General features: G+C 52.5%; 20 protein-coding genes, 1 tRNA gene and 3 pseudogenes. 19 read left to right on the top strand and 5 right to left on the bottom strand.

Translation table 11 applies throughout. The features are described 5' to 3' along the window. Window positions 1-87: 87 nt before the first annotated feature. Complete coding sequence (locus KB449_RS19285; RefSeq protein ID WP_282909924.1) at window positions 88-1,230, bottom strand: acyltransferase; 1,143 nt, start codon at window positions 1,228-1,230, stop codon at window positions 88-90. Window positions 1,231-1,400: 170 nt separating this feature from the next. Here KB449_RS19285 and polA point away from each other — a divergent pair, with 170 nt between their 5' ends. The 5 genes from polA to KB449_RS19260 all read left to right on the top strand — a co-directional run bounded on the left by polA (window position 1,401) and on the right by KB449_RS19260 (window position 7,499). After that, window positions 1,401-4,103, top strand: a complete 2,703-nt coding sequence (gene polA, locus KB449_RS19280) for a DNA polymerase I (RefSeq protein ID WP_282909923.1) — start codon at window positions 1,401-1,403, stop codon at window positions 4,101-4,103. A 66-nt stretch (window positions 4,104-4,169) separates the two neighbouring features. Next, window positions 4,170-5,111: a DNA-formamidopyrimidine glycosylase gene (gene mutM / locus KB449_RS19275; RefSeq protein ID WP_282909922.1), complete on the top strand. Its 942-nt coding sequence runs from the start codon at window positions 4,170-4,172 to the stop codon at window positions 5,109-5,111. 114 nt (window positions 5,112-5,225) lie between these two features. Continuing rightward, on the top strand, window positions 5,226-5,999 hold the full coding sequence (locus KB449_RS19270; protein ID WP_282909921.1) for an MntP/YtaF family protein: 774 nt from the start codon (window positions 5,226-5,228) through the stop codon (window positions 5,997-5,999). A 313-nt stretch (window positions 6,000-6,312) separates the two neighbouring features. Next, on the top strand, window positions 6,313-6,921 hold the full coding sequence (gene coaE, locus KB449_RS19265) for a dephospho-CoA kinase (RefSeq protein WP_282909920.1): 609 nt from the start codon (window positions 6,313-6,315) through the stop codon (window positions 6,919-6,921). After that, window positions 6,918-7,499: a lytic transglycosylase domain-containing protein gene (locus tag KB449_RS19260; RefSeq protein ID WP_282909919.1), complete on the top strand. Its 582-nt coding sequence runs from the start codon at window positions 6,918-6,920 to the stop codon at window positions 7,497-7,499. Before coaE ends, KB449_RS19260 begins: the two co-directional genes overlap by 4 nt. A gap of 83 nt (window positions 7,500-7,582) precedes the next feature. On the opposite strand, the gene KB449_RS19255 is transcribed toward KB449_RS19260, so the two are convergent. Then, entirely contained in the window at window positions 7,583-7,804 is a 222-nt protein-coding gene (locus KB449_RS19255; protein ID WP_090113886.1) for an alpha/beta-type small acid-soluble spore protein, read from the bottom strand. Between the two features lie 116 nt (window positions 7,805-7,920). Here KB449_RS19255 and nrdR point away from each other — a divergent pair, with 116 nt between their 5' ends. The 5 genes and pseudogenes from nrdR to KB449_RS36545 all read left to right on the top strand — a co-directional run. After that, a complete protein-coding gene (gene nrdR, locus KB449_RS19250; RefSeq protein WP_090113883.1) occupies window positions 7,921-8,382 on the top strand; it encodes a transcriptional regulator NrdR in 462 nt (153 codons plus the stop codon). Between the two features lie 165 nt (window positions 8,383-8,547). Then, window positions 8,548-8,623: transfer RNA gene (locus KB449_RS19245), tRNA-Ala, on the top strand. A gap of 1,056 nt (window positions 8,624-9,679) precedes the next feature. Next, on the top strand, window positions 9,680-9,820 hold the full coding sequence (locus KB449_RS36555; RefSeq protein ID WP_350356232.1) for a helix-turn-helix domain-containing protein: 141 nt from the start codon (window positions 9,680-9,682) through the stop codon (window positions 9,818-9,820). A 22-nt stretch (window positions 9,821-9,842) separates the two neighbouring features. After that, window positions 9,843-10,052: an IS3 family transposase gene (locus KB449_RS36550; protein WP_350356277.1), complete on the top strand. Its 210-nt coding sequence runs from the start codon at window positions 9,843-9,845 to the stop codon at window positions 10,050-10,052. Further along, window positions 9,995-10,594: pseudogene (locus tag KB449_RS36545) on the top strand (IS3 family transposase); the annotation flags it as partial. The gene KB449_RS36550 and the pseudogene KB449_RS36545, both read left to right, overlap by 58 nt. A gap of 125 nt (window positions 10,595-10,719) precedes the next feature. Here the strand turns inward: KB449_RS36545 and KB449_RS19240 are convergent. Then, window positions 10,720-11,093: pseudogene (locus tag KB449_RS19240) on the bottom strand (helix-turn-helix domain-containing protein); the annotation flags it as partial. 202 nt (window positions 11,094-11,295) lie between these two features. On the opposite strand from KB449_RS19240, the gene KB449_RS19235 reads away from it, so the two are divergent. From KB449_RS19235 to KB449_RS19220, 4 genes are all read left to right on the top strand, one after another. Continuing rightward, complete coding sequence (locus KB449_RS19235) at window positions 11,296-11,664, top strand: MerR family transcriptional regulator (RefSeq protein ID WP_282909917.1); 369 nt, start codon at window positions 11,296-11,298, stop codon at window positions 11,662-11,664. An 85-nt stretch (window positions 11,665-11,749) separates the two neighbouring features. Then, window positions 11,750-12,592 (top strand): oxidoreductase, encoded by an 843-nt coding sequence (locus tag KB449_RS19230; protein WP_282909916.1) that lies wholly within the window; start codon window positions 11,750-11,752, stop codon window positions 12,590-12,592. Between the two features lie 15 nt (window positions 12,593-12,607). Continuing rightward, window positions 12,608-12,919 (top strand): SIS domain-containing protein, encoded by a 312-nt coding sequence (locus KB449_RS19225; protein WP_282909915.1) that lies wholly within the window; start codon window positions 12,608-12,610, stop codon window positions 12,917-12,919. 323 nt (window positions 12,920-13,242) lie between these two features. Further along, entirely contained in the window at window positions 13,243-14,031 is a 789-nt protein-coding gene (locus tag KB449_RS19220; RefSeq protein WP_282909914.1) for a nucleotidyltransferase domain-containing protein, read from the top strand. A 106-nt stretch (window positions 14,032-14,137) separates the two neighbouring features. Here KB449_RS19220 and KB449_RS36725 read toward each other — a convergent pair. After that, window positions 14,138-14,350, bottom strand: a pseudogene (locus KB449_RS36725) (sporulation protein YhbH); the annotation flags it as partial. A 395-nt stretch (window positions 14,351-14,745) separates the two neighbouring features. Here KB449_RS36725 and KB449_RS19215 point away from each other — a divergent pair. From KB449_RS19215 to KB449_RS19195, 5 genes are all read left to right on the top strand, one after another. Further along, complete coding sequence (locus KB449_RS19215) at window positions 14,746-16,950, top strand: MMPL family transporter (RefSeq protein ID WP_282909913.1); 2,205 nt, start codon at window positions 14,746-14,748, stop codon at window positions 16,948-16,950. A gap of 207 nt (window positions 16,951-17,157) precedes the next feature. Then, window positions 17,158-18,378 (top strand): sensor histidine kinase, encoded by a 1,221-nt coding sequence (locus KB449_RS19210; RefSeq protein ID WP_282909912.1) that lies wholly within the window; start codon window positions 17,158-17,160, stop codon window positions 18,376-18,378. 3 nt (window positions 18,379-18,381) lie between these two features. Further along, on the top strand, window positions 18,382-19,032 hold the full coding sequence (locus tag KB449_RS19205) for a response regulator (RefSeq protein WP_282909911.1): 651 nt from the start codon (window positions 18,382-18,384) through the stop codon (window positions 19,030-19,032). 517 nt (window positions 19,033-19,549) lie between these two features. Continuing rightward, window positions 19,550-21,295, top strand: a complete 1,746-nt coding sequence (locus tag KB449_RS19200; RefSeq protein ID WP_282909910.1) for a type 2 periplasmic-binding domain-containing protein — start codon at window positions 19,550-19,552, stop codon at window positions 21,293-21,295. A gap of 36 nt (window positions 21,296-21,331) precedes the next feature. Continuing rightward, window positions 21,332-22,669 carry a family 43 glycosylhydrolase gene (locus KB449_RS19195; protein ID WP_282909909.1) on the top strand — a complete coding sequence of 446 codons (1,338 nt, stop codon included), beginning with the start codon at window positions 21,332-21,334 and terminating at the stop codon, window positions 22,667-22,669. Window positions 22,670-22,750: 81 nt separating this feature from the next. On the opposite strand, the gene KB449_RS19190 is transcribed toward KB449_RS19195, so the two are convergent. After that, window positions 22,751-24,349 carry a response regulator gene (locus tag KB449_RS19190; RefSeq protein WP_282909908.1) on the bottom strand — a complete coding sequence of 533 codons (1,599 nt, stop codon included), beginning with the start codon at window positions 24,347-24,349 and terminating at the stop codon, window positions 22,751-22,753.

Below are 24,349 nucleotides of genomic sequence, written 5' to 3'. Positions count from 1 at the left end.
AGAAACGGCGAACAAAAGGCCGCCCGGACGGACGGCCTTCCTTTTGAGCGACGTTTATGCCCTGAAAATCGGGAGCTGGTCGTCTTTTTATTGAGATGCGGACGGCTTCTTTTTAGGCACCGACGAGGTGCCGAACAGAATCCAGGCCCACCGGAAATTGCGCTGAATCGCCCAGGTGATTCCCCAAGCGACAAGCAGCGCCGCGAGATATTCGCAGACGTAATAAACGTGGAACAGCATGCCGTTGCCCGGAACCGGCATGTCGCGGTAATAGTAAAGCACGGCGGGGTGAACAAAGTAGATCCCGAAGGAGCAAATGCCGATATTGCCCAGCAGCCTGGCCAAAAGCGCCTTCGGTCGGCGCAAGATCAAGTTGGAGAGCAGGAAAAGTGCGATTGCGGACGCGATGTTGAACACGAATTGCGTATAGGTGAAAACCTGTCCGTCTGCCCAGTCCTTGTGCACGAGGCCTTGATAACGCAAGTAGACGAAGTAAAAGCCGGACGCGAGCCACAGCGCGTATGCCAGCAGCGCGGACAGCCGGCGAGCGGCGGGACGCGCCGCGAACCAGGACAGAATCCGCTCGTAGTGGATAGCGATCCACATGGCGACCGTAAAGACGCCGAAGTAGGAGATGAACAGGCTTCCGGTACGATGCAGGACGTCGGGCCATCCGGTCTGATGGACGATGTATTCGCGGTTCAGGTAGTAGTAGCCAAATTGAAGCACGATGCCGATCCACCAGATATGGCGGCGGACCCAGCCGCTGCGCAGCGCGAGCAGCAAAATGGGGAACAGGATGTAGTACTGGATGATGACGAACATAAAGTACAAGTGGCCGTATGCCTGTCCGGTAAGCAGCTGCCCCAGGAATTTGGTTGCCGAATCGGCGGTCGGCGCGAATTTGGCTTTGAGCAGAAAATAAAGCAGGCTGAAGATCGCGTACGGGAGCACGGCGTTCCAGATGCGCTTGCGGTAAAAGACGGCGATCGTGCCGCCGTTCAAGGGCTTGCCGACGTAATTGTACGTAAGCACGAAACCGCTGATGAAGATAAACGCCGGCACGGCGAAGACGGCGAACTCGTGCAGGAACACATACAATCCGTAAAAGGAAGAGGACGTCTGCAGCTGAACTAGAGCATTGCTCGTGGCGTGGATCATAACGACGGCCAGTATCGCCATCGCGCGCAATAAGTTGATCTCCGGGATGTAGCGTCTCGCTTGGGTCAACGCAAACTCTCCTTACCTTTCAAATATATTAGCAATATTAACACAGCCCGCCGGGGCGAAGTGCTTAAACTTTCCTCAAAGCGGGATTGGCTCCCGACGTCGCCCGTCCTCCGGCGTTTATGGTATGATTGATCTTAATGGAAGAAGAACGGATGGAGCGTGCGAAACCGATGGCTAAACGATGGAAAACCGGACAAGGCGAAGGCGGGCGGGACAAGCTGCTATTGATTGACGGCAACAGTATCGTATTTCGGGCGTTTTATGCGATGCCCCCGTTGACGAATGCTGCCGGCTTGCAGACGAACGCGGTATTCGGCTTCACGACGATGCTGCTCAAGGTACTTGAGGAGGAGCGTCCGACGCATCTGATCGTGGCGTTCGACGCGGGCAAGACGGTGTTCCGCCACGAGGGCTTTGTCGAATATAAAGGCGGCCGCCAGAAGACGCCGCCGGAGCTGTCCGAGCAATTTCCGCTGCTCAAGGAATTGCTGGACGCGTTCTCGATCGCAAGGTACGAGATTCCCGGCTACGAGGCGGACGACATCATCGGAACGCTGACGCAGCAGGCCGAGCAAGCGGGCATCGAGGCGGTCGTCGTTTCGGGAGACAAGGACATGCTGCAACTGGCGTCCGAACGGACGAGCGTGCTCCTCACGCGCAAGGGCGTGAGTGAGACGGAGCGCTATACGCCTGCGGCGATCGGAGACAAATACGGTCTGGCGCCGCTTCAGATCATCGACCTGAAGGGACTCATGGGAGACGCTTCGGACAATATTCCGGGCATTCCCGGGGTCGGAGAGAAGACCGCGCTCAAGCTGCTCGCGGAGTACGGCAGCGTCGAACAGGTGCTGGCGCATGCCGGAGAAATCAAGGGCAAGCTCGGAGAGAACGTGCGCAGCAATATGGAATCGGCGAAAATGAGCAAGGAGCTCGCGACCATCATGCGCGAGATCCCTCTTGAGCGGAACTGGGACCAGCTCGCCTGGGAGGGCGCCGAGGAACCGGCGCTGCTCGCGGCGTTGCGCAACCTTGAGTTCAAATCGCTCATCGAGCGGCTCGCGCTCAGCGAGGGCGAAGCGGACGCGGCGTCCGCCGCCGAAGCCGCTGCCGCCTACGAGACGGTGCGCGTGAACGATGTCGCGGACTGGTCCGCGCTCGCGGAGGCGCTCCCGCACGCCGACAGCTTCATTCTGGATGCGAGCGGCGACAACCCGCATATGAGCGAAGGCATCGGCATCGCGGTCGCCGCCGGCGCGAAGGTATACGCGCTGCCGTTCGAGGCGCTGCTGAAGGCGCCGGAGGCCGCGCCGCTGAGAGACTGGCTCGCCGACCCAGGAGCGCCGAAGACCGGCTACGACCTGCACCGCGCGGAGCTCGTGCTGGCACGCCACGGCCTCGAGCTGCGCGGCCAGGCGTTCGACTGCTCGCTCGCGGCGTATCTGCTCGACCCGACGGACGCGGATCCATCACTTGTCGGGTTGCTCGCGAAGGCCGGGCTTCCGGGCATCGCTTCCGACGAAGCGGCTTACGGCAAGGGCGCGAAGTTTCGGGTGCCGGAGCCCGGGGCGCTGGCCGCCCATTTGGCGTCCAAGGCGGATGCCGTCCGGCGTCTTGCGTCGCGTCAGGCGTCCGAGCTTGACGAGGCGGGGATGAAGCCGCTGTTTTACGAGCTCGAGCAGCCGCTCGCAATCATTCTTGCCGACATGGAAAAGCAGGGGATTGTCGTGCAGGCCGAGGCGCTTGAGGAGCTGGGCAAGGACTTCCAGGCTCGGATTGGCCAGATCGTGACCGAAATCTACCGGATCGCGGGCTTCGAATTCAACATCGGCTCGACCAGGCAGCTCGGCGAGGTGCTCTTCGACAAGCTCGGCCTGCCCGTAGTCAAGAAGACCAAGACCGGCTACTCGACGGACGCCGAGGTGCTGGAGAAGCTGGAGCCGTATCACGAGATCGTACGCCTTATTCTGCACTACCGTCAGCTTGCCAAGCTGCAGTCGACCTATATCGAAGGATTGCTTAAGGAAATTCGTCCGGAGGACGGCAAGATCCACACCTATTACCGGCAGACGATCGCGGCGACGGGCCGGCTTAGCAGCCAGTACCCCAACCTGCAGAACATCCCGATCCGCATGGAGGAGGGGCGCCAGATCCGCAAGGCGTTCGTGCCGTCCGAGCCGGGCTGGCAGATTCTCGCCGCCGACTACTCGCAGATCGAGCTGCGCGTGCTGGCGCACATCTCGGGCGACGAGGGACTGAAGGAAGCGTTTCGCCTGGAAATGGACGTTCATACGAAGACGGCGATGGACGTGTTCGGCGTCAGCGCGGAGCAGGTGGACGGCAACATGCGGCGCAGCGCCAAAGCCGTCAACTTCGGCATCGTTTACGGGATCAGCGACTATGGCCTGTCCCAGAACCTCGGCATTACGCGGAAGGAAGCGGCATCCTTTATCGAGCAGTACTTTGCAGCTTTCCCTGGCGTACGCCGGTACATGGACGACATCGTGGCGCAGGCCAAGCAGGACGGCTACGTCAAGACGATGCTCGAGCGGCGCCGTTATCTTCCGGACATCCGCTCTTCGAACTTTAACCTGCGTTCGTTCGCGGAGCGTACGGCCATGAATACGCCGATCCAGGGCACGGCTGCTGATATTATCAAGCTTGCCATGGTGCGCATGGCAGAAGCCCTCAGAGACAAGGGACTCAAGAGCCGAATGCTTCTGCAGGTGCATGACGAACTCGTATTCGAGGTGCCGCCGGAGGAACTGGATAGGATGAAGAAGCTCGTGCCGGAAGTAATGGCTTCCGCGCTGCCGCTCGACGTGCCGCTGAAGGCTGAGGTTAGCGCAGGCGTCAACTGGTACGAGGCGAAGTAAGAGACGCGCGCGCAATCCAACATTTTAACGAATCGATCAGTAAACTTAGAGAAAGGATGGACCCATATGCCGGAGCTCCCGGAGGTAGAGACGGTCAGACGCACGCTGAGCGAGCTGATCGTAGGCAAGCGGATTCGAGCGGTAACGGTGCGCCTGCCGCGCATTCTGCAAAAGCCGGACGATCCCGACGTTTTCGGGACGATGCTGGAGGGACGCACGTTTACGGCCGTCGAGCGGCGGGGCAAGTTCCTGCGGCTGATTCTGGACGGACTCGTGCTCGTGTCCCATTTGCGAATGGAAGGCCGGTACGGCATGTTCGCGGACGAAGCGCCGCTGGACAAGCACACGCACGTCATTTTCCATTTTACGGACGGTACGGCGCTGCGGTACACGGACGTGCGGCAGTTCGGCACGATGCACCTATTTCCTGCGGGAGAAGAGCTCGTGTCGCCGCCGCTTGCGAAGCTCGGGCTCGAGCCGCTCGAAGCGGGCTTCACCGCAGATGCGCTGCGGACCTCGCTGGGCCGCAGAAACACGAAGATCAAGCCGCTGCTCCTGAATCAGGAATGGATCGTCGGACTCGGCAATATTTATGTAGATGAAGCGCTCCATCTGGCAGGCATTCATCCGGAGCGCATGGCCGGCGAACTGAAGCCCAAGGACTGGAGCAGGCTGCATGAAGCGATCGTAACGACGCTGTCGGCGGCGGTCGAGGCCGGAGGCTCCTCGGTCAAGTCTTACGTCAACGGGCAGGGCGAGATGGGCATGTTCCAGCACCGGCTTCGCGTCTACGGACGCACCGGCGAGGCCTGCCCGGTCTGCGGCAACGCGATCGCCAAGTCGGTCGTCGGCGGGCGCGGCACGCATGTGTGCGCCAAGTGCCAGAAGCCGCCCAAGGGCGCAGCCGGACCGGCGAGCGGCGTCAGCGCGGCCGCGTCGAAGCGTTACCGCGAGGGCGGCAACACCGTAAAGCGCAGGCTGGACGGATCGGCCGCCGGCCATACGTAACCGATTGTTCGAGATCGAAGCGGGCATTCGCCTTCCCTTCTGCATAGGATGAACAGAACCGTCGATCCCTACCCGGATTCGGCGCATGTCTTCGCCTATGCAGGAGGTACGATCATGCTCGCTCATTCGGCATCTTTATTATTTCTCGCGTTCGCAGTCAGTCTGGACGGTTTCGGTGTCGGCATCACGTACGGTCTTCGCAAGATTCGTATTCCGCTTCCGTCCGTCGCGATTATCGCGGCTTGCTCGGGCGTTGTAATTCTCGTCTCCATGCTCGTCGGATCTCTGATTGCGGGGTGGCTGTCTCCGTACGGCTCCAAAGCTGTAGGCGCCGTGATTCTTATAGGAATCGGGACTTGGGCTTTAATCCAGTTCGCGAGAAATCGCAAGGCGGATAAAGAAACAAGCGTCGAGGCGAACAGCGAGTCGGCTGACAGGGAACAGAGCGAGGCGACAGCGGCGGGCATCCCGGTTGGGAAATCTCTCGCTCCGGGATCCGAGGGGGATGCGCCGCATGCAGTTGACGCCGAAGGCGTCATGCCGATGCTGACGTTGGAGCTTCGCGTATTCGGCCTCATCATACAAATATTGCGTACGCCGTCGGTCGCGGACGTCGACCGGTCGGGCATCATCACCTCCGGCGAGGCGCTGCTGCTCGGCATAGCATTATCGCTGGACGCTTTCGGGGCTGGCATTGGAGCTGCGCTCGTCGGCTTCCCCGCCGTCCCGACGGCTATCTTGATTGCGGCGGCGAGCGGCATGTTTCTCTGGGCGGGCATGCGCGTGGGATTTTTGGCGTCGGGTCTGCGCTGGGTTCAGCGTTTGACCGTGCTGCCGGGCATTATTTTAATCGTAATGGGGATATTCAAGCTGATGCAGGCCTCCTGAGATCCTGCGTTGCAGGGTTCTTTTTTCGGCTCATGCCATTATCCCATTGACTCAGCAGGTTCGATCGGCAGCCGGCGTGAACAGGGTGGTTTAAGCAGCTTGGCTTGAACAGTCTGGCTTGAACAGCTTGGCTTGAACAGCTTGGCTTGAATAGCCAGGCTTGCACAGCTTGAAGCCGTATCTGAGCCGAGGGGATAATGGCATGGCAGGGGAGCGCCGGCGCTGAGCGAGCGGTATAATCATTCAATGAGCGGCAACCCTTTTATTTGGAGCGAAAGACGGCATACTTTGCCGCTGCAAGGAGGTTGGCAGAATGAACATCGGATTGACCGGCGGCATTGCTACCGGCAAGAGTACAGTCGCGCGTATGTTGGTTGCCCGGGGGGCCGCGCTTGTCGACGCCGATCGAATTGCCCGGGAAATTGTCGAGCCCGGACAAGCTTCTCTCGTCAGGATCGCAGAGCGTTTCGGCGCAAAGGTCATACGGGAGGACGGAACGCTGGATCGGCGGCTGCTGGGTTCGATCGTGTTTGCGGATGCGGAGGAGCGCAAAGCGCTGGAGGCGATTACGCATCCGGCCATTCGCGAGCTGATGCGGGAGCGGATCGCTGCACTTGAGGCGGAGCGGCCGGACAGATTGGTCGTGGCGGATATTCCGCTGCTGTACGAGTCGGGGCTGCAGCATTTATACGAAGGTATCATGGTGGCGTACGTGCCTCGCGAAATCCAGCGAATACGTCTGATCGAACGCGACGGGATGACGCCTGAAGAAGCCGACAAGCGAATCGGCGCGCAAATGGACATTGAAAAGAAGCGGCAGCTGGCCGATTACGTCATAGACAATAGCAGAACAATCGCCGATACGGAAGCGCAGCTGGATCGCTTTTGGCGGTCGCTCAAGTCCGGAACGGTTCCGTTATGAGCAAAAAAAGGACGAGGCCGAAACGAAAACGCTGGTTTTTGGCGCTGTTCCTCATTATCGTGGCGTTGCTGTTTATCCGCTCAGAATGGCTCGGCAAGATGGTGTACCCTATCCAGTACCAGAGAGAAATACAGTCCAACGCGGATCGCTATGCCGTGGATCCTCGCCTGATCGCGGCTGTTATACGGGTAGAATCCAATTTCGAGCCGAACGCAGTCTCGCCGAAGGGGGCGATCGGCATCATGCAGATCATGCCGGATACCGCGGAGTGGATTCTCAAGCAAGACGACTTCGGCAGCATTACGACCAAGCTTGCAGGCGAGCGGGCAGATGCCGGAATACGTCTGGGCTCGTGGTATCTCAAGGAATTGCTTCGACAATTTGACGGCGATCCGGTCAAGTCCCTGGCGGCTTACAATGCGGGACCCGGCAAGGTAAAGCAGTGGCTGCGTGACGGCAAATGGGACGGCCGCGAAGAGACGCTATCTGACATTCCTTACGGAGAAACCCGGCGATATGTGCAAAAGGTGCTTTTTTACCGCAAGAAATACGACGAACTGTATGACAATTGGTCTTAAGCGCGTTAAAATGGAAAAGAAGCCCTGAAGCGAGAAGCTTCAAGACTCCTTATTATTGAATTACCTAGGTGTAGAGCAGAAACTTAGAAACGGCCTGCGAGTTGTTGCTCGGCGATTTGCACCAGACGCTTAGTGATGCTGCCACCGATCGAACCGGTGTCGCGAGTAACCATGTTCCCGTAGTAACCGTCTTGCGGGATTGCGATGCCGAGTTCTTGAGCAACTTCATACTTCAGTTGGTCAAGCGCACCGTGAGATTGAGGTACCACCAGGTTGTTGCTGTTGCTGTTGTTTCCTTGGCTCATGTTGTTCACCTCCTCGCGGTTGGTAAACGTATTATGTGCCTTATTCCCGGAATCATGTAAGGGAAGGCTTGGAAATTTAAAAAAAGTTTCTCTCGTCGAAGGAGAGCCGTCGATATATGAAATGTCCTTATTGCGACTACAACGGTACGAAGGTGCTGGACTCCCGTCCGGCCAACGACAACAAGTCGATCCGCCGGCGTCGCGAATGCGAATCCTGCAATCGCCGCTTCACGACGTTCGAGATGGTCGAAGAGACGCCGCTCATCGTCATCAAAAAAGACGGCAGCCGCGAGGAGTTCAGCCGCGAAAAGCTGCTGCGCGGCCTGCTGCGCGCTTGCGAGAAGCGCCCGGTGTCCGTCGGACAGCTCGAGATCCTCGTCTCCAACGTCGAGCGCGAGCTGCGCAACACCGCCCAGGCGGAGATCGACAGCAACATGATCGGCGAGAGCGTCATGGAGCAGCTGTACCCGGTCGACGAAGTCGCCTACGTGCGCTTCGCGTCCGTGTACCGGCAGTTCAAGGACATCAACATGTTCCTTAAAGAGTTGAACGTTCTGATCAACAAGCACGGGATTTGACCTGCCTGTGCAAAATTCATGTAAATGGCGGACAGGCTCTGCTCCCCACCGGGCAGAGCTTGTAAGCTTCGCATTTATCAACAAATCTTGGTCTAAATTATTGTTGACATAGCTTTTCATCCTGTGGTAAGATCATTCTTGTCGCCAACGAACGACAGATCATATGGGGCCATAGCTCAGCTGGGAGAGCGCATCGCTGGCAGCGATGAGGTCAGGGGTTCGATCCCCCTTGGCTCCACCAAATGCAAACTTCAGACACGCCGATGAGGCGTGTTTTTTGCATTTGGTGGAGCCCCGTAGGGGGCGAGCCCCAGGGGGGCGTTCCACGCGCAGGGAGCCGGAGGCGGACGAGCATGGCATCGATATCTACCGCAGCGCTCTACTTCGGTGAATGCGCTTCGTCAGCAAATTGAATCAGGATATCGTTATCCCCCTTGGCTCCACCAAACAACGACTATTTACCACGTCCACTTGGACGTGGTTGTGAGCGTGACGGCGTTTGTGTTATGCAATTTACAATGCTTGCGAGCTCAGTCGTCTGCGAGATAGCCGAGTCATCCCTATGTGAACAGAAACTGAGATTACTGTCTCGTCGAGCCGTACATGGCCCAAAAGCGGGGCACGCACAAAAAAACCAAGATCGTGCACATCATGCCTCAATGGTGGAGCGGTCGAGTACATTTTGGATCGAGCCGTATTGGTCATTGGAAACGCCGAGTCGATCGCGCGCCAAGGCGGACCGCCTGTTCTTTATCGGTAACGGCATCAGTTCGTCATAGCGCTTAAAGACTCACTCAAACTGAAGTAGATTCCATACTTTCACTTGGAAGCGTAGACCGCATGGGACATAAGCAAGTACGCTTGTCCTGATCGGGAACGATGTTCTCATCATCTACTTCCGCGAAGATCTTTGCAGAAAGCAAGACACTGCCCAGACATTCGAACTTTCACAACCGTCTTGTGAGGATCTGAGCGTAATAAAGTGATTGAGCGATAGCGGTAGCGTGCCAGGGATGAGTGGTATCCAGAGCGATACAGCTCTTGTGGTGCTCTATCTGTAGCTGCAGTCGTATAAGCTCGCTCGCTAGGTATGAGTGGATTAGCCGCAGAATTTGGCGAAGAGTGTAACAGTGGAGTGAGAGCGGCCGCAAAGGGTGGTGTGGTGTTCGGTGACATTAATGTTGGTATCTGGACATTAATGTTGGTGTTCCGTTGCTGTTCTGAGCTAATAAATATCAACTACAAGTGGTCTCGATGATAATAATCATTCGGGAACATTTTTATAAGGCGGGGGAAAATGGACTCCATTGGAGCAAGGATCAAGTATGTCAGAAAACTTCATGAACTAAATCAAGTAGCATTTACTCAGGCAATCGGCATTTCACAAGGGACTCTAAGTGAACTGGAAAGCAATAAGTTCCATCCTTCTGTAGAATAAGCAGGAGAAGCAGCAACGCCTTCTGGTCAAAATCAAAGAAATCATCGGGGAACATGACAACAGCAATTACGGTGTTCAGCGTATTCTGCTGGCGCTGTTACAAATAGTTGTTACGACCAGCTACAGCACGGTCTATAGAGTTATGAAAAAGCACGGACTGCTAAAAAAGCAAAGCGCCATCCAAACGGTATTACACGTGAGGATGCCGCAGCGCAAAAGAGCGAGAACCTGATCCAAAGAGACTTTAAATCCTCAGCACTTAACCAAAAGTGGCTATCAGATATCACCGAAGTCCCTTGTTCAGACGGCAAGCTATATCTGTCCGCGGTACTGGATTGTTTCAACGGAGCGGTCGTAGGCCTCGCCATGGGCGACAACATGCGTAAGGAACTCTGCATTCAAGCCTTTGAGAACGCTTGTAAAGCGAGAAATGCTCACGGAATGATTTATCACAGCGATCGAGGCAGCCAGTTCACGAGCCATGCTTTCCGGGAAAGTCTGGCTAAACGAGGTGCCGTTCAGAGCATGAGCGGCACAGGGCGTTGCTATGATAACGCAAGGATGGAAAGCTTTTTTGCTACGCTAAAGAAAGAGAAGCTTTACAAGATCAACACAGAACGCTATTCAATGGCTTACATTAAATCGATTATCTTCAGATACATTATGGTCTACTACAACAGGCGAAGGATCTACTCCTCGAATCCAGGGGGATGGCCCCCCAATTGTTTATCGAGAAAGAATGCTGTCACAAGCAGCTTAGTAACGGGATTCTGAATGAGGGTGTTTTCAAACTGCACTTTTTTTGACAACTCCATTCTGTGCGTCGTGAAAAACGTCCTAGCTCGCCAATTTGAAGCATATGCACCGAATCAAAATGGGTAACGGGCGTGACCCAATACCGCATCGATTTGCCAGAGTGCACCGGCTTGGAACGGCGTTCTCGCGGCTGATGTGCCTTTTTGCGGCGTCGTTGCTTTGCTTGCTTCAAGCCCTTGGAGAGTAAAATCCGACGCACACTGGAAGGACTTAGCTCCAGTGCGTCACGCTCGGTAAGCAGTTCTGCAAGGTGGCAGTTATTGCTTCCGACATACTGCTGATTGTAGAGTGCTGCTACGCGTTCTTTCGTATCGTCTGCAAGTGCATGAGCAGGCTTCCTGCCGCGGTAGCGGTGAGCAAGCGCCGCTGCCCCTCCCTCCGTCACATACCTCTTTTTTAATCGCATCACCTGTCTACTGGTCAGTCCCAGTGCTGCTGCTCCTTCCGCGTTCGCCATATGTCCGCTAATGATCTTCTCCACCACGACGATTTTCTTCAAATCTGCTCAATGTCACTGTCTCATGTCCCATAGTGACATTATCTCAGAACAGTTAAGGTGACATTGTCACAGCACAACGACAAGACTATAAGCTAATATTGACTTGAGAGCTAATGTGAAATATCTTAAAGTCAACTTTAATAAAAGGTGGTTATTAAATTTGTATAGCATTAACGAGATTGTAAAAATAACCGGAATTCCGGCGTCTACGCTACGTTACTATGAACAAGAAGGTATCCTTCCCGATGTAAATAGGAACACCAACGGACGAAGAATGTATAACGATAAAATACTTGAGTGGCTTGAATTGGTTGTGGCTTTAAAAGATACAGGGATGTCCATCGAAGAAATAAAAGCCTACACGAATCTTATCCAGCAAGGGGATGAAACGCTGGACATCCGACGAGAATTCCTATTGGAGCATAAAAGCAATGTAGAGAAATCGTTAGCAAAAACACAGTATCATCTGGAAAAGATCATTCGTAAAATCACCGTTTATGACGTTTTAATGCATAAGAAAAAAAATTAACCCGGCCAATTCCATTGTCTCCTATTGACTTAAAGTTAACTTAAAGATGTACAGTGGATATATACATTCTAAAGGAGTGAGTTACATGTCTTTACAGCAAAAAGTATGGTTTATTACCGGTTGCTCAACCGGGTTTGGCCGCCAGATCGCAAAGCAAGCCATCGAAGCCGGCTATAAAGTAGTCGTGACGGCGCGCAAGATCGAGCAGATTCAAGATATCGTATCCGGAAACGAAGAAAACACGCTTGCACTGACGCTGGATGTAACGAACGATGAACAAATTAAAGACGCGGTTGAGCAGACGATCAGGAAGTTTGGACGTATTGACGTACTGATCAATAATGCTGGAATCGGCTATTTTAGTTCGGTTGAGGAAAGTGTCGAAGAAGAGACGCGCCGGATGTTTGAAGTCAACTTCTGGGGACTTATGCATATGACCAATGCCGTCTTGCCTCATATGAGAGCGCAGAAGTCGGGCCATATCATTAATTTCTCGTCTATTGGCGGCTTGACTTCATTCCCGACCCTCGGTTATTATCACGCAACCAAGTATGCGGTTGAAGGAGTTTCAGAGAGCTTGGCCAAAGAATTGACGCCGTTCAACATCGCGGTAACTTTAATTGAGCCCAGTGGCTTCCGCACGGACTGGGGCGGACGTTCCTCCGTTAAAACGGATACTCAGATCCCTGAGTTACAGCAATCGGTGGTCGGGCAAATGTTAAAAGGCGTTCAGCAGAGCAACGGACAAGAGTCCGGCGATCCTGTGAAAGCCGCAGATGCGGTAATAAAGGTGGTCGAAGCCTCCAAGCCGCCGCTTCGCTTACTTCTCGGTAAAGCCGCTTATCAAGCAGCAACTCATAAATTCACGAGCTTGCTGGCCGATATAGAAGATTGGAAGGAAGTCACGATCAACGCTGATTTTGAGTAAATCGAGTCGGCCTTCATGACGGAGGGCGTTTATTTAGCCGATCGTTTGCAGGGAGCACTGTCTGCCGTTTCATTTGCTGGTCATGCCGCCCTCATCAGCGCGATATCCAACAATGACGCTCCGGACAAGATCTTTGCTCAGCAGGTTTACGGATTGGCCAAGCCTGGAGATGTCCTGCTGGCGATCAGCACCTCGGGCCATCCGCTTAATGTGATAAGAGCGGTTCAGGTCGCGTATGCGCTGGGCGCTTCATCGATCGGCTTGACGGGTGGTGAAGGCGGTAGACTAGCGGAGCTATACTCTGGCGCGTTTCTTAACTACGGCTGATATTCAAGAACAACATCTTCCGATTTACCATACCCTTTGCAGTTTGCTTGAACTTGAATTATTTGATCGCTCGCAATAAAAGCGGGAGGTTGAGCTTTTAGAATTTCTCTAGTACGTTCCCTCAAAAAGCAGGTATGCCGGAAAACTGGGCATACCTGCTTTTTTGCGGACAGGCTCTGCTTTAGTCTCCTGCTCTCGCCACTATCGGTATGACTGAAGGTCTTGTTTTCTGAAAATGGCGCAAATTCACATCGTTTACGACGCTGTGTTCTGTTATATTCTAGGAATAAGTGGCATTCTTGGACAAGGAGGAATTTGAATACATGTACGACCATCATCAAAGAGCTTTGGACGCGCTTGTGGAAGAGCTGAAACAAGACTCCGACGTATTGGCACTTGTGACCGCAGGTTCTGTCGCGCAGAATAGGGCAAGAGAGTCGTCGGATGTGGATGTTTTCCTAGTTCTAACTGACGAAGCTTACGAGAGACGGAAGCAATCCAATGATCTGTCGTATCTGAACCGCGATATTTGCGATTACGAGGGAGGATATATCGATGGGAAGATGGTGAACGTCCAGTTCCTGAAGTTGGCTTCAGAGCGGGGAAGCGAGCCAACCCGGAACGCCTTCATTGGTTCCAAGACAGTCTACTCGCGTATCGAAGGCCTTCAATCTGTGATAGACCGAATTCCGGTTTATCCGGAAGCGAATCGTGAGCGGAATCTACGAGATTTCTATGCCCAAATTTATCTGTACGGTTACTATTTTTCGAATGAGGCGGCCCAGAAAAATAACTTATATCTTCTCCATCATTCGGCAACACAGCTCGTGCTGTTCGGTGGCCGAATTATTCTCGCGCATAACCGTATGTTGTTCCCCTGCCACAAGGACTTGATGAAGGCAATCAAACAGGCGCCTAATAAGCCTGATCATTTCGATAAGCAGGCGGAAGATCTGCTGAACACGCCTACCGTTGATAAGTGCATGTCTTTCGCGACCATGCTGCTCGGCTTTCGAGATCCGGGAATTTCGTTCGAGAAAGCGGTTAGTTTGTTCGTCGACAACAATGAATGGAATTGGTTGGAGCATGAACCTCCCCTTGCGGATCGCTGATCCATGTTCTCAAAAACAAAAGCAGCACGGATAAACCGGCTGAACCGCTATACAATGGGAAGGCTGGGTTACTTCCGATAGGACGCCTGCTTTCTCATTAATCTGACTATACGACGGCTTCCCGCTTGTTGAAAAACGTCTTCAACGCATTGTACTCTGGGGTCTTTCTCGCGTTTGACGTAATTTAGGAACTGCTGATGATTCTCCAGATGCTTGTAGGCCGATATCAGCGTGCTCGAGCGATTGTACTGATAGACTTCGCCGTAGCCGAAAATGTTGGCGCGGCCGAGCACTCCTTGATTAGGCGCACGCAGCGCTCCGCTTGTCAATCGTTCGAGCGATGCACTTCTTCGTTACCTCGCTACACGTCAAAGTCCGTGACATCTTCCTCAGTTTGGGCTCTTGTTGACCAACCGCGCGACGGTGTTGTTGCGTACCAAAACTGTGCATGCACCTTGTGCTGCAGCCTCATTAGCTAAAGAATTAGACGAAGCCGGATAGATTAAATACGAAGCAATTGTCGAGATTACTCCATTAGCATGCCTTTAAGCAAAGGCAAAAATTCAAACAACGTTGATTATGCCAAGTGACGATTCGGAGCTTTACAATCATTGCCCAAAGGTACATGCGGGGCATGCCCGATCGTACATTACCGTCTGACGGCATCTCCTCTATACTCACGATATAGCGTTTCTAGGTGAGGAGAGAGGGAAAATGGCAAATATTTTGTATCGTATTGGCGGATGGGCCGCGCGGTGGCGAAAGTCGACGCTTGGCGGCGGAATCATCATCCTGTTGTTGTTAGCCGTCGTTGCCTTGCGGATGGGCCCTGTATTTGAGGGTGATATGTCCATACCGGGCACGGAATCCGAAAAGGCAGCGAACGCCCTGCAGGAGAAGTTCCCTTCAGGTGACGCTGTAGACGGCGGTACGATTCAACTCGTTTTTAAAGCAGCTCAGGGAAAGTCGCTTGAATCGGCGGAAACAAAGAAGGTTATACAAACGAGTCTCAATTCCATCTTGCAAGATCAAAATGTAGCGTCGGTCGCCGATCCTTATTCGTCTGGCGCAATCAGTGCGAACAAAGAAATTGGCTACGCCACTATAACGTATAAACTGCCTGCCGCCGATGTTACGGAGAAATCCGTTGAAGACGTTGAACGACAAGCGGACAAAATGCGTAAGGCGGGCATCCAGGTAGAGAAGAGCGGCACCGTTGGTTCCGGAGGGGTACCGGAAATAGGCGGTATTTCAGAAGTTATTGGCATAGCGATGGCGTTTATCATTCTGCTCGTCATGTTCCGCTCAGTGCTTACGGCGGGCTTGCCGATCGTTATAGCGATTTTTGGACTGGGAATAGGGGTTCTGCTCATTCTCATCGGTTCCAATTTTATAGATATGTCGGCGGTGACACTTACCTTGGCAGTTATGCTAGGCTTGGCTGTCGGCATAGATTACGGTTTGTTCATATTGTCCCGACATCGCCAAAACATGCTGGCGGGTATGAGCATCCGTGAATCGATCGCGAATGCTACCGGTACGGCAGGGAGTGCGGTCGTATTCGCCGGAATGACCGTTATTATCGCGCTAGCGGGACTGTCGGTAACTCGTATTCCTTTCCTGAGCACGATGGGACTAGCGGCCGCATTAACCGTTTTTATAGCCGTATTGACTGCAATTGTGATTGTCCCTGCCATGTTGTCGTTACTGGGTGAACGTATCTTGCCAAAGGCCGCTGCGGGTAACGAAAGGAATAAGAAATTGAAGAAAAAGCCCGCAACCGAATCTAATGCTTGGGGACGATTCATTACGAAGTTCCCGCTTCCGGTTGCTGTAGCCGGTATTCTGCTGCTTAGCGTTATTAGCCTGCCGGCGCTGCATCTGCAGATCGGACTCCCGAATAATGGGATGAAGTCCGAAGATACAACAGAGCGACAAGCTTATGACTTGCTGTCGGAAGGCTTCGGTCCCGGCTTCAACGGACCTCTTGTTGTATTAGCCACCGCGGACGGCACGAACAATTCTCAATCTGCCATTGAACAAGCAACGGCAGGGTTGTCCAAAATGGAGGGGGTAGCCAGCGCTGCACCGCCGATCCTCAATGCGGGTGGAGATGCGGCGATCATATCCGTCATCCCAAAAAGCGGTCCTCTCGATAAAGAAACCGGCAAGCTTGTGTCTACGATTCGTGGCGAATCTAAAGAGATGGAAAGTCAGTATGGTGTTAAATTAATGGTTACGGGATCGACAGCCGTGGATATCGATATTTCGAAAAAATTAAACAACGCCTTGCCGACATTCGGTCTTTTGGTCGTCGGACTCGCTTTCGTTCTACTTCTTCTTGTTTTTCGCTCGTTGCTCGTTCCGCTCAAGGCTGTGCTCGGTTACCTATTGACAATGACGGCTACGCTGGGGTTTGTTGTGTTTGTGGTACAGGATGGCCATTTTGCAAATTTGTTTGGAATAACCCAATCGGGGCCTGTATTGAACTTTTTGCCACTGTTAACCGCCGGCATTCTTTTTGGTCTCGCTATGGATTACGAAGTATTTCTGGTAAGTCGCATGCGAGAGAAATTTATTCATGCGCGTGATGCTAAAGGGGCGATTTTATTCGGCATCAAGAGCAGCGGCAGTGTCGTCACCGCGGCGGGCCTAATCATGGTGTGCGTGTTCGCCGGCTTTATATTTATGGACGATACGATGATTAAATCTATGGGGCTGGCGCTGGCTTTCGGTATCTTATTCGATGCATTTGTCGTACGCCTAGCCATTCTGCCGGCCATTATGAGCATGCTTGGCCGTCACTCATGGTATTTGCCCAAGTGGCTGGATCGCATCTTGCCGAATATTGATGTGGAGGGGGCCGCTCTTGAGGAGAAGTCCCACAAGATAACGGTTGATAATCGGCAGGCGATGTAACGAATCAATGAAGAATAAATCTTCTTAAAAAAGCAGATGATGAATTTAGAGCGATCGCTTGCTGCGGTCGCTCTTTTGAATGACGACCGCATTGATCCTTTCGATTAATCGGGGGAGAGCGGATATGATAGACTAGATTGGATTGCACGTTGTATCATGCGTAAGTGAAAGCGTGCTTTTGCGAAGGAAGAAGGGAGCCAATGGTACGTGAATAGTGACCGGAATGGCCGACCGTTCGTCGACGTACCGACTGCGCTGCTGGATACGCGCAAACATATTATTTTTTGGGTCGCGATCAGCTATATTGCGACGGTTGTGTTGCAATGGACCAATCATTTTGAGCCGATCCCGAGCTTGTTTTTCCATCTTCTTTTATTGCTGCACTGTTCCCTTTACTGGCATTCCGAGTCGTTCACTCGCAGGCAACCATGGTTGTATCTATATTTTCAGGGCATTCTTATTGCCGGCTGCGCATTGCTCATGCCCGAAGGATACCAACCCATTGTTCTTGGGCTGATACCGGTGCTCATCGGTCAAAGTGCGGTTATCTACCCCCGAAAGCTTAAGGTCGTCGGAGTTGCTTTTGTTTTTTATGTCTTAGTGATTTTTATTGTCTTGAAGCTTGGTGACCATTCTTCCCTCATTTTCATCTTGGCGCTCTTTATCATGATGAATGCTATCGTTATTGCTTACATTAGCATTTTCCAGAAAGAAGTGCTGGCGAGGCTTCGCACGGAGAGCTTTCTGAACGAGCTGAAGCAGGCTCACTGGGAAGTGGAGAGACTGACGCTGGCGAACGAGCGGCAGCGGATGGCCCGAGATCTGCATGACACGCTTGCGCAAGGATTGGCTGGACTGGTCATGCAGTTGGATGCGGCCGATGCTTATATTACGAAAGGGAATATGGATCGTGCCGGTCATATCGTACGCCAATCCCGGGAGGGATCTAAAAAAGCGCTCGCAGAGGCTCGAAAAGCAATCGACAACTTGAGGCTGCTTGCCGATCCTGCGCTGACTTTTGAAGACGCGATTCGTCAGGAGGTAGAGCGTTTCTCATCGGCGACCGGCATTCGGGTGGAATTGGTCATCGACCCTTTACCTTCGGTTTCCCAAATACTGTTCGAACATGCGCAGCATATGATTCGAGAATCTCTTACGAATATTGCGCGTCATGCCGGCGCTTCGCAGGTCAGAATCCAAATTCGGCATATCGAAGATCGGATTTCGGTCGAGGTACAAGACAACGGTAACGGTTTTGATGCAGAGCAAATCGGTCGCCAGCCAGGCCATTACGGTCTGATCGGATTGCAGGAGCGCGCCCGTCTCCTGCATGGAAAGCTTACCATAGAGAGTGCACGAGAGGAGGGGACGCTGGTGAAGCTGGAAGCTCCTTGCCGATACCCTATCTCCTTCAGAGAGGATAGCTGAGCCATGGACTGCAAAATCTTGATTGTCGACGATCATCTCGTCGTTCGGGAAGGCCTTAAAATGATTCTGGAAACCGAAGAGAAGTACAAGGTAATCGGGGAAGCGGCGAATGGGAACGAAGCGCTGGCACTCATGGAAAAAGTCATGCCGGATCTCGTGCTGATGGATTTGAATATGCCGCAGCTGAACGGGCTTGAAACGATAGAGGCGATGATCGGCCGCGGCATCGATATTCCGGTCGTCATTCTGACTACTTATAACGAAGACGAGTGGATGATGCAGGGGCTTGCGTTAGGCGCCAAAGGCTATTTGCTGAAAGATACGGACAGAGAGCATTTATTCCGAACAATCGATGCGGCGCAACGCGGCGAAACGTTGCTGCAGCCGGATATTTTATCTCGAGTCTTGGCAGCTCAGCGGGAGCGTTTAAAGCCGACACCGACCGAGCGTTTCGCAACTTCACTAACGGAGAAGGAACAGCAGGTGCTTCAGGCAGCGGCGCTTGGTCTGAGAAGTAAGGAGATTGCCGTTCAGCTGGAGATTTCAGAGCGTACAGTAAAAGCGTACTTAACCAACGTGTACAACAAACTGGGAGTGGATTCCCGTTCCCAAGCTGTGGCAATGGCTGTTGAGCTTGGGATTGTAAAGGCGTAGGCAGCTACTGAATTGCAGTGAAAAATGCGAAAAGCGCTCGTCATTTTTCGAAGAGCGCTTATTTGCTGTGAAAAGGGGTCACTAATCTTAATATGGCGTTATGCCATCTTTAAATTTCGCTATATTGAATATATTGATTTTTTGTAAAATTTAATCAAATTCATGATACTAGGCGAATGGAGTTCGATGTCGCTGTTCAAGGCAAACCCTGCTACTAAAATCGCGGAAGCCAAGCCCATTCTAAATGTTTTTGACGACTGCAACTAAAAGTATACAGTTATGAGCCCCGCTTCCGAAGCGGGGTTTTTGTGTTGAAGAACCTACCGGTAAAGGTATACATTGCGATGACGATCGGGCCGATCGTGACAATTGCGTAATCGTGGAAGGTTAAGAATGCGAATTCGTTATATGTTAAGATCGCGCTATGAGATGTTTGGTTTCCGCTATATCTTGACTATGCAAGCGTTTTTATAATGAACATGCAACCACTCTTATAAGTTTATGGGGGTTATATCAGATGGGAAAGAAGACCAAGTTTCTGATGACAACACTGGCTTTGACCGTTAGTTTCGGTTCCTTGATCGCCTGCAGTTCGGGTAAGAATGACGGGTCTGCCCCTTCGGAGGGCAGTCCCGCGGCTAGTTCTTCCGCAAGCGCGGATTCGGCCAAATTGAACGTCGTAAACGGGAAGATCGAACCGGCTGTCACGCTCACGACAATTCGGGGCGAAGATCCGACCGTGAAATTTAAAAATGGAGAAACTTACTACGACAACGTGCATACGCGCTGGGCCAAAGATACGCTGGGTGTCGACATCAAGACGTTGTGGACAGCTCCGTCAGGCGACAGTTCATACGATACCAAACTGAAGTTGATGCTTTCCTCCAGAGACAAGCTGCCTGACGTATTTGTATCTACGAACACGACGACAACAAACATGTTTATTGAATCTGGCAAGGTACTGGATGTAGGAGAGGCTTTCGATAAGTATGCTTCTCCTACTTGGAAAGCCGCGATGGCGGAAAATCCGACCGCATGGCAGCCGTTCATCCGGGATGGGAAGAAATTTGCGATCCCGGTTCTGCGCGCGCCCACTGGAACACAGTCGCCGTTGTGGATTCGACAGGACTGGTTGAACAAGCTCAATCTGAAAGTGCCTACGAATCTGGAAGAGCTCGAAAAAGTCATGGACGCTTTCGTCAACCAAGATCCGGACGGCAACGGTAAAAAAGATACGGTGGCGCTGGATTTTGGTATGAAAGATGCCTTTTTAGGCTATCCGATCGGCGACTCCTCGTGGATTTTCGGATTATTCGGGGCCATTCCGGAACGCTGGTATCCCGGCGCGGACGGCAAGCTGCAATATGGCTCCATTCAACCGGGAGTCAAAACCGCTTTGTCGAAATTGAAAGAATGGAAGGAAAAAGGTTATATCGCCAACGACATTGCATTGCATGATTTCAATAAAGTGGCGGAAAACGTAACTTCCGGAAAAGTCGGCATGCTGGGTGGAGAAGCTTGGTTGATGGTGTATCCCGGTTCTATGATGCTGGCGACAAATCCGACGGCCATGTATACGCCTAATCCGCTTCCGAAGGGAATCGACGGTAAAAGCATGCGGACCGTCGGAGCACCTTATACGAGCGCGGTTCTAGTCAGCAAAGACATTTCCGAGCAAGCATTGCAGGCCTTTTTCCATTACGAGAACGCCCTGTATGAATCTTATAACAGTGAAGATCCATTTCTCTTTAAAGGATTCCAAGAAGGTTACGATTATGTCATTAAAGATGGAAAAGCGGATATGGACGAGAAGAATATTCCCGGCGGTAGAGTGTCAACCCTGAAATACACGATTACTGGTGCAGCAACGAGTTTTCCTTCTAAGCTGGTCGATGTTAACTTGAAGATTGCCAAGGGAGAAACACTAACCAACAAGGATATGGCTGCAATGTCCACCACCGGCATTATCGGCGTGAACGATGGCAACCCGCTCGAGAAGATTACGCACCAAGCCGAGTTGATCGCGACGACCCAACCAGAAGCCGATATTCCTGAATACTTCTTGGGTCCAACCACACCGACGATGTCATCGAGAAACGAGTTGCTCAAGAAGATGCAAATGGATACGTTTACGGCAATCATTTATGGTAAGCAATCGCCCGACGACTTTGACTCCTTTGTTAAGAAGTGGAGATCTTCCGGCGGAGATGATATCACCAAGGAAGTCAATGAGTGGTACGACTCCGTAAAGACTGTAAAGTGACATCTTTATATCGCGCAAAAACTGGGAGGAACAAATATGAAGGAATATAACGATTGCCGAAATCCCGTGTTACCGCCGAACTTATGCATACCGGATCCGGAAGCGCACGTTATGCCGGATGGAAGAGTTTATGTTTACGGGTCTTGGGACCAAGAAGGTAACCATTTTTGCAGTAGAGAGTATCGGGTAATTTCATCGGAAAATATGATCGATTGGACGGATCATGGCGTATCTTTCGATTCCAGCCAGGTTTCATGGGTCTTTGACGATAATGCACCTAAGTATTCGGGTTCTGATCCAATGGCAACCTCTCCATTCATGCGAAAGCTTATGGAACAGTATGCGCAATACATGACAGAGCCGCCCCCTGAACATGTCCCTGACATGCTGTTTGCGCCGGACGCGATTAATAAGGGCGGCAAATACTACTTATATTTTTGCATGTCTGATTCGAGCGAGGGGGTTGCGGTTGCGGACAAACCGGAGGGGCCGTTCTCCGATCCAGTTCAACTACCGTGCGGGGGCATCGACCCGGCAGTCTTTATCGATGATGATGGACAGGCATATTTCTACTGGGGCCAGTTTCAGGCGAACGGTGCGAAATTAACGCCGAGTATGGTTGATTTTGAGGAAGGATCGATAGTGAATGGCCTTCTCACGGAAGAGGAGCATTACTTTCATGAGGGGAGCTCGATTCGAAAACGCGGCGACATTTATTATTTCGTATACTCCTGCATGAAACGCGGTAAACCGACCTCATTAGCCTATGCGACCAGTGATTCTCCTCTTGGGCCGTTTCAGTATAGGGGAATTATCGTCGATAATGACGGCTGTGATCCCGCTAGCTGGAATAATCATGGCTCCATCGAAGAAGTGAACGGACAGTGGTATGTATTTTATCACCGGAGTTCACGAAATAGCCAGCAGAACCGCAGGTTGTGTATCGAGCCGATTTTTTTTAATGAGGACGGTACCATTTCGGAAGTTCATATGACGTCTCAAGGCGCTGGAAGGCCGTTTAGCATCCATGAGAGAATCGAGGCTTACCGAGCGTGTCAATTGACCGGCAACGTATATATTGGGCCGTCTCAAACGGGACGCGAAAGCTTAATCGGGATCAAGGACCGGGATGAGGCTGTCTATCGCTATGTGGAGTGGGAAAGTCCGGCAACGGGGATATCAATCGAAGGTTCCGGGAGTGGTGAAATTCTAGTTTTCATCGACGGAGAGAAGGATGCATCCGGTCGAGTGGTGTTGAATAACGGAATCGCCGTATTTTCAACCTTTCAAGGGAATTCCGGGAGGCATGAAATCAGGCTTCAATTCAACGAATGCAGTAACTTGGTGATTGAGGCCATTTGTTTCGGAACGTAGTACCTTCCGCGGCACGGGTATGGATTTGATCGGTTGAAAAAAGCAGGGTGCGCGAAGGCCGCGCAGCCCTGCTTCTGTCTTTTAACGCGTACGAAATTCCTGAGGGGTGCACCCATAATGCTTTTTGAAAATCTTGATGAAATGCGGAGGGGCAAGGAAGCCGAGCTGGCTGCTGATTTCCGCGATTTTTAATGTCGAGTCGTGAAGCAGGTGGGCCGCTCGTTCCATTCGTGTCCTAAACAGATAATCTCCGATCGTCTCGCCGGTAACCGTCTTATAGACCTTCGACAGGTAGACAGGATGCAGGCCGACATGGTCGGCAACAAGCTGCAAGGAGACACCGGCGGCCAGATGCTCCTGAATAAACGCACGGACCTTGGAAGCGATCTGACGATGGGCATCTTCCATACCATCGGAAGTTCGGGAACGGATCGCTTCGATCCGGTCTTTTGCCCAATCGAGTATGCGTTGTCGGGAGAGATGCCCTTTTTTTCGCACAAGCAGATCGAACTCCTCGCCGAGCTGCTCTTCGACTGAACCGGTTTCCGCAGAAAAGGAGATACTGAACGCGGATGACAAATAGAGCAAGACCGTCAACAGGTGATCGGGGGGAGGTTCGCCGGCGTGCTCGTCCGCCTGCAGCATTCGGCCAACCTTGACGAGCGCTTCCTCCCAATTGCCCGCTTCAAGAAGCGACGGGAGAAGAGGGGGCTCAAGCAAGGAAATACGCCGCTTATCCTTAGGCGGGGGAGGCATATCGTCCACCGTGATGAAATAGCTATGATGCAATCCCGCGTTCCTCTGAATGGAGGAGACGGAGGAGAGGTAACATTCCGACAAACGCTCGGGGAACGTGCCGCCTCCGCCGAGGCAGATCGTAATAGACCCCTTTAAAAACTTCTGAACATGGTTCTGGAGTTTGAGCGCATAAGAATCGGCTAATGCAATGCCTTCTTTCGTTCGACTGCGAAGCAGAAATACCAAGTAGCCTTGTTCTGTCGTGCCATGCCACACCTCGAATAAGTCATGAAGCACTTCCTCGGCAATGTTGCCAACCGCATACTCCAACAACGATAGAGATTGAAGATCGTACCCCGAAAAATCCTCCTCCAGACGGACGACCATGATCTGATAAGCGCAGCCTATCCTGAATTCCAGACCAAGAATCGACAGACGTTCTTCAAGCAACTCGCTGCGAAGAGGCTTGTTTCGCAGCAGGTCGTTTAGAAGTTGGTTGCGCAGTAAAGGCAAATTGGCGTGAAGGGTTTGTTGCAGACGCTGACGCGAACTGATTTCTTTCCATTCGCGTTCTATATCGTCGATGCCGGTACGTACGGCCGCGATCAGAGCATCGATATCGACCGGCTTAAGCAGATAACTCATCGCTCCGAATTGAATTGCTCTCTGCGCATATTCGAATTCATCATGGCCCGACAAGATGATGCAGCGTACTTTACGGGAAAAACGCCGGATCCTTTCGATCAATTCCAGCCCGTCCATCTCCGGCATGCGAATATCGGTGATCAGCAAGTCGATGGCATGATGATTCGCGATCGTTAATGCTTCTTCGGCGGAATAGGCCCGGTGGACTTCTTCGATGCCATGCTCTTCCCAGGGGATCGTTAGCGCCAGACTGTCGACGACCGAATGCTCGTCGTCCACGATAAGCAGTTGATACAT

The organism is Cohnella hashimotonis, assembly GCF_030014955.1.
Taxonomy (GTDB): Bacteria; Bacillota; Bacilli; order Paenibacillales; family Paenibacillaceae; genus Cohnella; species Cohnella hashimotonis.
The sequence above is the reverse complement of the archived record's forward strand: the minus strand, read 5'-3'. Positions and strand labels throughout refer to the sequence as shown.

Bases quoted from the DNA above. Each gene is read 5' to 3' on its own strand.
- polA (WP_282909923.1), top strand. From the start codon at position 1,401: ATGGCTAAACGATGGAAAACCGGACAAGGCGAAGGCGGGCGGGACAAG.
- mutM (WP_282909922.1), top strand. From the start codon at position 4,170: ATGCCGGAGCTCCCGGAGGTAGAGACGGTCAGACGCACGCTGAGCGAG.
- KB449_RS19270 (WP_282909921.1), top strand. From the start codon at position 5,226: ATGCTCGCTCATTCGGCATCTTTATTATTTCTCGCGTTCGCAGTCAGT.
- coaE (WP_282909920.1), top strand. From the start codon at position 6,313: ATGAACATCGGATTGACCGGCGGCATTGCTACCGGCAAGAGTACAGTC.
- KB449_RS19260 (WP_282909919.1), top strand. From the start codon at position 6,918: ATGAGCAAAAAAAGGACGAGGCCGAAACGAAAACGCTGGTTTTTGGCG.
- KB449_RS19255 (WP_090113886.1), bottom strand. From the start codon at position 7,804: ATGAGCCAAGGAAACAACAGCAACAGCAACAACCTGGTGGTACCTCAA.
- nrdR (WP_090113883.1), top strand. From the start codon at position 7,921: ATGAAATGTCCTTATTGCGACTACAACGGTACGAAGGTGCTGGACTCC.
- KB449_RS36555 (WP_350356232.1), top strand. From the start codon at position 9,680: ATGGACTCCATTGGAGCAAGGATCAAGTATGTCAGAAAACTTCATGAA.
- KB449_RS19230 (WP_282909916.1), top strand. From the start codon at position 11,750: ATGTCTTTACAGCAAAAAGTATGGTTTATTACCGGTTGCTCAACCGGG.
- KB449_RS19225 (WP_282909915.1), top strand. From the start codon at position 12,608: ATGACGGAGGGCGTTTATTTAGCCGATCGTTTGCAGGGAGCACTGTCT.
- KB449_RS19220 (WP_282909914.1), top strand. From the start codon at position 13,243: ATGTACGACCATCATCAAAGAGCTTTGGACGCGCTTGTGGAAGAGCTG.
- KB449_RS19215 (WP_282909913.1), top strand. From the start codon at position 14,746: ATGGCAAATATTTTGTATCGTATTGGCGGATGGGCCGCGCGGTGGCGA.
- KB449_RS19205 (WP_282909911.1), top strand. From the start codon at position 18,382: ATGGACTGCAAAATCTTGATTGTCGACGATCATCTCGTCGTTCGGGAA.
- KB449_RS19200 (WP_282909910.1), top strand. From the start codon at position 19,550: ATGGGAAAGAAGACCAAGTTTCTGATGACAACACTGGCTTTGACCGTT.
- KB449_RS19195 (WP_282909909.1), top strand. From the start codon at position 21,332: ATGAAGGAATATAACGATTGCCGAAATCCCGTGTTACCGCCGAACTTA.
- KB449_RS19190 (WP_282909908.1), bottom strand. From the start codon at position 24,349: ATGTATCAACTGCTTATCGTGGACGACGAGCATTCGGTCGTCGACAGT.